The sequence below is a fragment of the Pseudomonas fitomaticsae genome (assembly GCF_021018765.1).
Taxonomy (GTDB): Bacteria; Pseudomonadota; Gammaproteobacteria; order Pseudomonadales; family Pseudomonadaceae; genus Aquipseudomonas; species Aquipseudomonas fitomaticsae.
The window spans coordinates 1,452,915-1,462,840 of sequence record NZ_CP075567.1; the positions used below are offsets into that span (position 1 = coordinate 1,452,915).

The following is a 9,926-nucleotide window of genomic DNA, read 5'->3' on the forward strand; positions in this document are numbered from 1 at the left end:
AGGGTTTCTTGTTTTTTTGAAAACGGCCAGGTCTATGTTGGTGTTGCTGAACTGGCCTTGCTTGTCTTTGCTGGGCGTCAATATCCGTAAATTGGATCAAAATACGAAAGTGGCGGGTGAGTTTTTTTCCACTCTTTGGAAAATTCGATGCCTTGTTTTATTTCATCTGGTTTCATCTGGCTCTCAAGCTCTGGAAGTTTTCGTTTTGCGTCCTTTGGAGCCGTTCCGGCCTCAAGTTTTGAAAGTATTAGAATCAAGCTGTATGCTTCTTTCAGATTTACTGGGTAGCCGAGTTCGTTGGAGGGGTCGGAGATTTTATATGCATAAGTAATTAATGAGTCTATATGGCTGTTTTCTGCAGCTTTTTTTACCCAGTGTGCGATTTCCTCTTTGCTGCCGTTGTGGTCATATAAATAATTTGCGTAGAGAAACATTCCTCTCGGATTGCCACCCTCAGAGGAAGATTTAAATAGTCGATTAATCTCTTTTTCGCGACTCCCTGGAATAAAAAACCAACCAGCACCGCTTTTGTAAACACTGGCTAACAGTTGTTGGGCATAACTGTCACCGCCTTCCGCCGCTTTCTCAAGCCAGGAAATCCCTTGGCCAGCTGTAAAGAGCACTGTCATTGCTTCAGTGTCTCCTTTAACGGCTCGCTCGTTTGCCGCTTTTAATACTTGCTCTCGCCAATCTTTTGCGCCTTTTTCAGAGCAGCTGTCCATAATGGTACACAAGTCATCTTCTTTACTTAAACGAAGCATTGCATAAAGATCGCCCTGCTCAGCAGCTGCCTCATACCATTTTTTAGCTTCGGCAGTGATATAACGCTTACTTAGTCGAATTGCTTCGCCCAAATAGTATTGGGCGTCACGATCTCCAGCTTCCGCTGCGATCGTGAGGAGTGGCTGGGAGTCGTACCAATCACTTTGACGAAAAAGCGCGATGCCCGAATCTCTGGCTGTTTTTTGCGCTGGGTTGAACTCAGCTGTTGCGCTACTGCAGAAAATCAACGAGAGCCAGAAAGCTCCAATAAAATTCCTAATCAATGTTTGGTCCTTTGTAAGTAACGTTTAGACCTTTGACTGGTGTGAGAGCCGCTTCTTATATACGAAAGAAACGGATGAAAAGAAAATGGTGGAAGAACTTTTTTTAGAAATTAATTCTGCCACCCTTTTCTTAGATCAGTAGCCATAAGGTGGAACAAAATAAGATAGTGGAGGATGCTTTGTTTTCCACTCTTTGGCGAAAGCTATCCCTTTTTTGATTTCTTCTGGAGTCATTTTTTCTGCTATTTCTGGAAGGCTTCTGCGAGCATCTTCCGGTGCGACCCCACCCCCTTCTAGTTTCGAGATAAGGTAGGTTATTCCGTAAGCTTTCACTAAATCCAATGGAAAACCGTAGCTGTCAGGAAGATGGGCTATCGTCAAAGCATAGCCACCCGCAGCATCGATATGGCCCATCTCAGCAGCCTTCTCAATCCAGTATCCAACTTCTTCTTTACTTGCGTTGTGCTCGTACAAGAAATTTGCATAAAGATACATGCCTGGCGCATAACCGCTCTCGGCTGAGGCTTTAAACCATTTCTCAACAGCTTTCTCGCGACTTCCGGGAGTCAGGAACCATCCGCCACCGTCTTGGTAAACCCCTGCAAGGACTTTCTGGGCAACCCCGTTACCAGCGTTTGCCGCTCTTTCCAACCACGCCAAACCTTGCTTCGCTGTGAATAAAACAGTCATTGCTTCAGAATCGCCTTTTTCGGCACGTTCTTTTGCAATCTTCAAAGCATGCTCTCGCCACTCTTCACCGCTTTTACCGGCACAGCTACCCATTTCTTTACATAGATCACCTGAGTTGCTTAGACGTAGCATTGCGTAAAGGTCACCTTGGCTGGCTGCTGCCTCGTACCATTTTTTTGCGTCTACTGTGATGTAGCGTTTACTAAGACGAATGGCTTCTCCTAAATAGTACTGCGCAACACTATCGCCACTCTCTGCCGCAATTTTGAGTAGCGGTTGGGAATCGTACCAGTCACTTTGTTGGTAAAGTGAAATGCCTTTTTCTTTTGCGGCCTCTTGCTCAGTAGTTAGTTTGGCAAAAACTGAGCCGGAAAATAAAATTGAGCATGAAATTATGGCAAGAGTTTTCTTAATCAAAGTTAAATCTGTCACCTCTTTTCTTTTTCTGTTGGGATTATATTGTTTTTTGAAAGTGGCCAGCTTTAGGGGGGCGCTGGCCTTTCTTGTGTTTGCTAGGTCTTAATAGCCGTATATAGGATCGAAATAGGAGAGTGGCGGGTGTGTTTTTTCCCATTCCTTTGCAAAGGAAATTCCAAGTTCAATTTCCTTGGGTTGCATTTTTTTTGCTATTTCTGGAAGGTTGAGTCTTGCCTCTTCAGGAGAAGTCGCCCCACCTTTAAGGTTTGATATTAAATATGTAAATCCGTAGGCTTTAACTAAGTCTAGAGGGAATCCATAAGTATCTGGTAAGTGTGCGATGTTTAAGGCGTACCCTCCTAATGCCTCAATATGACCCGATTCGGCCGTTTTTTTAAGCCAACGTCCTACGTCCTCTTTGCTTCCATTGTGTTCATACAGATAGTTTGCATAGAGGTACATGCCCGGAGGGTAGCCGCCTTCAGCCGATGCTTTATACCACTTTTCTATTGCTTTCTCGCGACTGCCTGGAATCAGGAACCAGCCCTGTCCTCTTTTATAGGCACTGGCGAGTAATTGCTGAGCATAGCTATCACCAGATTCCGCAGCCCTTTCTAGCCATTCCAACCCTTGTTTGGCCGTAAACAGCACAATCATTGCCTCTGTGTCGCCTTTGTCTGCACGCTCACGAGCGACTTTTACCGCATGCTCCCTCCATTCTTCACTATTTTTACCTGTGCACTCTTCCAATACTGTGCACAGATCATTTTTATTGCTGAGACGTAGCATCGCGTAAAGGTCGCCCTGCTCGGCGGCGGCCTCATACCATTTTTTGGCTTCGTCCGTCATGTAACGATTACTCAGTCGTATCGCCTCGCCTAAAAAATACTGAGCGTGACGGTCGCCAGCTTCAGCGGCGGTTTTTAAAAATGGTTGTGAGGAAGTCCATGCGCTTTGTTGGTAAAGAGCAATACCCTTATTTCTGGCTGCCGTCTGAATCTCTGTCAACTGTCCGGCGGAAGCACAGGATAGGAACATTAAAATTAGACAACCTAAAGTAGCTCGCTTAATCAATGTTTGGTCCTTTATAAGTGGTGTTTATACCTTGGACTGGCGCGAAAGCAGGCCCTTTATATACGGTGCTATAGTCACAATGTTTATTTAAACGAAGTCCGAGCTTCGATACGCGATCTTTGTATCTGGCTCGCATTACATTGTTGGTTTCGGTGAGTCCAAGTACTCGCTCGGCCATGAATAAATCAAGTTTTGCTTTGTTTTTACAGTATGCGAGCCCAGCTTGGCCAGGTCGTGCACCGTCTCGATTCATGCAGATAATTGCTTCTTCAAACTGTTGATTTGCATCAGGCTTACTAGATATCCACCCTAGGCATCGTTCAATTGCCTGTTGCTGCAACAGGTGTGCTTGGTCTTCATTGAAGCTCTGTTCTTCCTTTGAATCTTCTTCAACGGTAAATGGTTTTGGTGGGGCACTCAATGCCAGCAAAAGTGGCCCAAAAGCCTGTGGCTGCAGGTTGTAAACCCAATCCTGCATTTCTTGCCTATTTTCATTTCTACCGAGCGTATAAGCAATCTGCCCCCCACGATCCCCCGCAGTAAGAGCTTCAAAAATCTCTTTAACAATTGCATACCCACGCACATACGCAAACGCCACATCAATTCCCGTGGCGCCGAGGAAGCTCAGTTTTTTCACGTAGGCCAAAGCTTCGGTTTCCACCCACTCCAGATCCTTGTATTGGTTCGCGGCCATTTCCTGTCGCACCAGTTCCGTCAGGGCTACGATGCTTTCGTATCCGACCTCAAAGGTCAAATAGCCTTTGACCCCAGCGCCCCAAACGAGCGCGCCTTTGATCGACAGCAAAAGACGTCCGTCGTGCACTCGCAGGTTCAGGTCTCCCGAAATGCCGGCACCGACCGCCACCGCCATTTCGACTTCCAGTTTTGCCAACGGGCGCCATTGGTTGGCTGCCAGACGGTTCGGCACTGGCGCAGGCGGGAGGACGCCGGGAGGCGGGCACCAGAACAGTTTGCCAGTCACTTTGCATCCAGCCTGGGCGCCAGCAAACACTTCGTATTTGCCAACTTCGCCGGTTTTTTCGGCAACGTCTACGCCAACAAGGCTGGTGTAACCGGTTTTTTGATCCAGAGACAGATCGCGGGAAAGCATCAGGCTGGCGCCGGCGAAGCCCCAGGCCTTGGCTTCCAGATCCAGGGACAATTTGCCGAAATTGACGCTGCGGATACTGCCATCGTGAGCCTTGTATTTGGCGGTCCAGGGTTCAGCCTTGACCCGTTTTGGCAACTCGACTTTCAGCAGGGTCACTTCTCCGCGCCATGCCGTTACATCCAGAGCGACTTCAACGTTGGCAATTTGAGGGGCGCCATTTTTCCAGGTGGGGCCTTCCATTTTGACTTCTGTCAGCAGGTTGGCGCCTTCTGGGAGTAAGCATCTGACCAGTTGGGCCTGCGGGCTGTTGTCAAAAAGCATGAGATTACGAAGCTGTTTGTCTTCGAACACCATCGCTTTTAGGTTTTCACCCCAACGTTTGCGCTTGTCTTCAGCCTTGATGCTTTCAACTCTGTAGCCTTTGGCCTCCAGCGCAGCGAAGAATTTGTCGGGCACGAACAAGCCATGCTCGTCGAACCACGGACCTTTTTCATCGAATTGAAGTGCGCCCTCCTGATTGAGCCAGTCACTGAAAACGCGATCGTCGTCGGCCTCTTTGGCGATTGACTTGGGCAGGCTGGTGGCAAGCTCTTTCAGTTGCCCCTTGAATGCATTGCCGCTGACCTGAGCCAAGTGCTTGAGGCTGATGTGGTTCAAGATCGTTGTCGACGACGCGCTGCTGAGTTCGCGCAAAGGAATGTTGGTCTTGGCAAGGCGCTCAATCGGTTTTGGCTTATAGGTTTCGGGGTCCCAGAGAAACATACGAGGGGGCCGGATTTCTCGCACGCGGGCTTCGGCGGTCGTCTGAATCCGCTCTGCTTCGGTATTCAGTTCGTACCACTGATCTCTCAATTTGACGAAGAGCACCCCGGGTGGCGCGGATTTGCCTCCAGTGGCCGAGACCCACTGGGAATAGCGGTCTTCAATTTTCTTCTCGAGTTCATCTCGCTTGGTGGTCAGCTCTACGAAGGCCTGGAAGTCTTCTGTGCCCGCATACTGATCGTCGGGGCTGAGGGCGAACTCGGGAACCGCGATCCCGCATTCAGCGAGTTCCACGATGGAGTTGATGTACTTGGACATCAAATCTTTCAACGCAAGGATGTTGAGCTGTACCCCCCTCAACGCCTTCTTATCGACTTCACCGGTTTCAATCAGTTTTTTGTGTAGCGCCTTGTAGTCTTTCAAGTGCTCCCAGGCGGAAGCGATTTTCTTGGTGCCTGGGTCGAACATTTTGTAGCCATGGGCTTTGGCCTTGTCACGCTCTTCAATGTACTTGTCGATGGCGTCACGAGCCTTTAGCGCACGGGGGGTATAGAAGATCCCATTTTCTCGTTTGTACCCCAACGTTTTTGCTTTTGCGTCGGATACTTTTTCGAGGGTTTCCATGTTTTTCTGGTTTTTCTCGATGCGTTGTCCGGCGTGGAACATCTCGCGCTCGGCATGCATCGTAGCGTCGCTGTCACCCTTGGCTTTTGCCGCCTCCCAATCCTTACGGCACTGGGCTTTTTTGGTAGTGTCTTCGGGGATTGCCGACTTCGACTCCAGGTAACTGCTACGTTGCTCGCCTTCGAGAAAGGCTTCGGGCCCCGGAGTGAGGAAGTACTCCATCAATCCGGCATCGGCGATGTTGCTCATGCGAGTGGCCTTGTCTGCATCGACGGTCTTCTGCTTGAGCAGGCTGACGCTTTCCTTCAGCTTTTCCGACGTGCGTTTGGGCAGTAGCCAGAATCGACGTTGGCCGGTGACGTAGATGATGTCGTCGTAGCTACTGCTGCAACCGGGCTTCTTGTCCTTGCAGAACGTCTCGGCATCAGCGGGCGTCTTTGGCGGATCCGCCGGTATAACGACTGGTGTGGGCTCTTGCGGGGTTGTTTGTTCGGACGTACCTGTCATCTCAGACTTCCAGTCGTTGTACTTTCTCGAATGCCGGCATCTCGCTGCTCAGCACGTTCATGGCGTCGGTGCGTTCTTGTAAGAGGTTCTGCCTCAATTGCGGCAGCAAGCGCTCCAGATGTCGCCCCTCGTCAATGCCGTGATCTACCAGTAACTGCAAATTTTCCGACACCACAGGTAGTTCACTGTCGGGCAACCCATTGGCCGATTCAGCCTCCCGGGACCTGATCCAATACCACCAGCGGATTTCATCGAACGCGGCAAGCGTGTCGTCGTGCAATTGCAGGGGATACCTGAACTCATCTTTCGCGCCGTTGACGTCGTGTGGTCGTTCCCAGGTTCGCCAGTTCTGATCTTCGACATGAGCCGGCGGCATATGGACACTTTCCCATGGGCCGTAGAGAGCCTGTGCGGGGGCGGTCATTGCCAATGCGCTCCAGAAAGCCGGGTCGTAGAACCGCGCCAGAGAGTCTCCGTAGGATTGGGAGTTCATTCGCAACAGACGACGGGCATGCAGTAAGGCGTTTTCCGGTGTATCGCTGGAGGTCAGAAGCATGCCTGAACGATTCTCCCGGCACAGTTCAATGGCCTTGGTTGCTGCGGTGCTTCCCGGTTTCAATTGAAGCCAAAGCGGGCTGACATCATTCATTTCAGCAAAAGGCGTGTCCTGAAACAGTTTTTCCACTCCGTTCAGGTCGGATTGCTGATAGAGCTGCTCGAGGGCGTGGGGCTGGCGGACACTGTCGATAATGCAATACAGAGAACGGCTTCCACCGCTGCTCGAAGGCGCTGCGGCTACTGGTAGTTCAAGGAATTGACTCAGCCATGCAGACATGGGCAAACCTCTCGTGAGCAAGCGCCGTTGGATTGCTTTCCGCAGACAGGAACAAGGGGAAGGCCTTGCATGCTTTTTCGTACAAACGGATTGAGCATGGCCGGCACCAACAACTTCCCGGCCTTATCCGTATCCGCCTGCTTCAACGGCCCCGGCAGCAGTGGGGCGGCACCCGTGCCGCTACCCGGTCCACCACCCGAGTTGATGTTGATTGCCGGCCCGCTCATGGTCACGCCGCCGCCATCGATCTTGATGAAGCTGCCGCCACCGACCAACGTCAGTTCGGCCCCTGCCTCCAGCACCACCTTCATCCCGCTGCTCAGGTGAATTTCCTGGCCCGCGTCGATGAATTGCCCGGTGCCGATCTTGATGTGCTGGTTCACGCCCACGGTCAGGTGGTCGTTGTCCCGTGCTTCGACTTTGCGGTCTTCGTAGACGGTGTGGTGTTCTTCGGCCTTGAATTCCGTGTAGCTGTTTTTTTCCACAACGTCGTGGCGTTCGTTGCCGACGCGGATTTTCTGGTCGTGTTCGATGTTTTCGTCCCAGTCGCGCTGGGCGTGGAGGAAGATCTGCTCCTGGCCTTTCTTGTCTTCGATGCGCAGTTCGTTGAAGCCGCCGCCACCCATCGAGCTGAGGGTCTTGAAGGTGGTGCGGGTCTTGTTCGCCGGCAGGGCGTAGGGGACGGTGTTTTCCTTGTGGTACAGGCAGCCGCTGATCAGCGGCTGATCGGGGTCGCCTTCGAGGAAGGTCACCAGCACTTCCATGCCGATGCGCGGGATGGCGATGCCGCCGTACTGGGCGCCGGCCCAGGCGCTGGAAACGCGCAGCCAGCAGCTGGTCTTGTCGTCGGCGAGGCCGTCGCGGTCCCAGTGGAACTGGACTTTGACGCGGCCGTATTCGTCGCAGTGGATTTCTTCACCCTTGGGCCCGGTGACCACGGCGCTCTGGCTGCCGAGGATGCGCGGTTTCGGGTGGCGCAGGGGCGGGCGGTTCGGCACGTCCCATGGGGTGGCCTGAAAGCGGTTGCGGTAGCCCTGGTGGAAATCGTCTTTCAGCGCGGTGGTGTCACTGGTGACCGACTCTTCCAACACCTGCGGCTGCTTGCCTTCGTGATGGACTTCGGTCAGCAGCCAGAGGTCGTTCCACTTGGCTTTCGGGTGTTCTTTCAGCGCGAGGAAATGGCCGCTGACCAGCAACGGCTGATCGCTGCGACCCTCGGCGAGCTGGAAGTCGCTGCGGTGGCGCTCAAGGGCGCGTTTGGCCAGGTGTTTGCCGCGCTCGCGGTCGACGAAACGGCCCGGGTAATCGTAATCCTCGAGGTCGGGCAGGGCGTCGCCGCGGTTTTCGCTTTCCAGCGTCAGGCGCGGTTTTTCGAAGTCGTAGTCGCGGCGGGTGGTGCGGCTGGTGCGGGTTTCCAGGCGCAGGTCGAAGCGTTTGATCACCGGGTCGCTGGCGACCATGCCGGAGTCCTGCTGATAGGCCACCGGCGCCAGTTTCTTGAACACCGTCTGGTCATCGCCGAACACCAGTTTGTGGCCCGTGGCGCTGTGCTGGAAGTGGTAGTGAATGCCTTCTTCTTCGCACAGGCGCTGGATGAAATGCAGGTCCGATTCGTCGTACTGCACGCAGTAGAGGCGCTCGGGGTAGATCGAACCGGTCTGGAACGCATAGGCGTTGCCCTGGATACCGTGTTCTTCGAGGACCTTGCCGATGATTTTCGGCACGCTGAGGTTCTGGAAGATCCGCTGGTTGACCCGGTGCGCGAGGTACGAAAGCTGCGGGCGCAGGGTCACGGAGTAGCGCGTCAGGCGCTTGCCGGAATCGCCTTGCGCGGCGCGGTAGATCAGGCCGTGGATGCCGCAGCCGCCGGGCGACAGTTGCAGGAAGGCCGGTTTGTGCAGCAGGGTTTCGAGGTCCAGCGACGGCTGCTCACTGACCAGCTCCACCTCGAATACGAAAGGCTGGCTGACGGCTTCCCGACCGGTGAGGGTAAACACCTGGAAATCGGCGGAAAGACCTTCGATGGTCAGGGCAAAGTGGGTTTCATTGGCCGGCGCGAACATCCCTTGTTCCTCGTGCTGTACAGCGGCGTTCGTCGACCGCTAGACGATCAACGCACGCGAAATTCTGGAGGGGCGTAAACAACATCGACCAGCAGAGCTGGCCGATGCTTGAAACGATCAGCCGTAATTAAACGACTGGAGCACGCCAGTCATCGGAACCCGAAGTACCGGATACTTCGTGGGTCCAGGTGATTTTGCGGTAGGTGAACTGCACTTCTTCCAGGTGGGTGAAGTGCGCGTTGCCTGGATCCTGGCAGTTGTGCATTTTGTTGTTGATGGCGACGATGATCGCGTCTTCCAGTTTGGTGGTGTAGTAGTGCTCTTGGGTACCTTGAGCCGAAGTGCGGTACCACTGGATAACGATTTCGCTCATGCGCTCGCCGGAAGTCAGAGCTGCTTGCAGCAGTGGCGAAGCCTTGTCGTAGACCTTGGTGATCACAACTGGCTTGTGCACGCGCTGACCGGTTGGCTGACCGGACTGTGGGTCACGCGGGATGATCACGTCGTGGGTGAAAGCCTGAACCATGACCTGGTCTTCGTGGCCTTCCTGGTAGGTGTTGCCAACGGAGTCGGCAGTGAAGGCGCCGGCAGTGATCAGGCCTTGTTTTTCGCCGGTAACCGACATGTACGCTGGTGTTGCCATGGGAGGTGCTCCTTGCGGATAAAGTTAGGGTGCCCGGGAGGCGAAATCGCCCGGTGGGTGCCAGAACTGTAATCAAAGAGCGTGCCACCTTTTGGTGCGCCCCCGGGAGCCGGGGACTTCACCGCTCTGGCTCGCGGGTTTGAGCGTTTTTTGT

At 53.2% G+C, this 9,926-nt stretch carries 7 protein-coding genes; all 7 read right to left on the reverse strand.

Annotation, left to right across the window (positions count from 1 at the left end; translation table 11 throughout):
• Window positions 1-77: 77 nt before the first annotated feature.
• Entirely contained in the window at window positions 78-1,046 is a 969-nt protein-coding gene (locus tag KJY40_RS06415) for a tetratricopeptide repeat protein (protein WP_230735665.1), read from the reverse strand.
• 135 nt (window positions 1,047-1,181) lie between these two features.
• The gene (locus KJY40_RS06420) at window positions 1,182-2,168 is read right to left on the reverse strand and encodes a tetratricopeptide repeat protein (RefSeq protein ID WP_230735667.1); all 987 of its coding nucleotides are present in this window, start codon (window positions 2,166-2,168) and stop codon (window positions 1,182-1,184) included.
• 87 nt (window positions 2,169-2,255) lie between these two features.
• On the reverse strand, window positions 2,256-3,227 hold the full coding sequence (locus KJY40_RS06425; RefSeq protein WP_230735669.1) for a tetratricopeptide repeat protein: 972 nt from the start codon (window positions 3,225-3,227) through the stop codon (window positions 2,256-2,258).
• Complete coding sequence (locus tag KJY40_RS06430) at window positions 3,220-6,231, reverse strand: hypothetical protein (protein ID WP_230735671.1); 3,012 nt, start codon at window positions 6,229-6,231, stop codon at window positions 3,220-3,222. The genes KJY40_RS06425 and KJY40_RS06430 overlap by 8 nt, the downstream gene beginning before the upstream one ends.
• A 1-nt stretch (window position 6,232) precedes the next feature.
• Complete coding sequence (locus tag KJY40_RS06435; RefSeq protein WP_230735673.1) at window positions 6,233-7,066, reverse strand: DUF4123 domain-containing protein; 834 nt, start codon at window positions 7,064-7,066, stop codon at window positions 6,233-6,235.
• Entirely contained in the window at window positions 7,051-9,129 is a 2,079-nt protein-coding gene (gene tssI / locus KJY40_RS06440) for a type VI secretion system Vgr family protein (RefSeq protein WP_321576987.1), read from the reverse strand. The genes KJY40_RS06435 and tssI overlap by 16 nt, the downstream gene beginning before the upstream one ends.
• A 127-nt stretch (window positions 9,130-9,256) precedes the next feature.
• The gene (locus KJY40_RS06445; RefSeq protein WP_007949952.1) at window positions 9,257-9,772 is read right to left on the reverse strand and encodes an Hcp family type VI secretion system effector; all 516 of its coding nucleotides are present in this window, start codon (window positions 9,770-9,772) and stop codon (window positions 9,257-9,259) included.
• Window positions 9,773-9,926 lie beyond the last annotated feature (154 nt).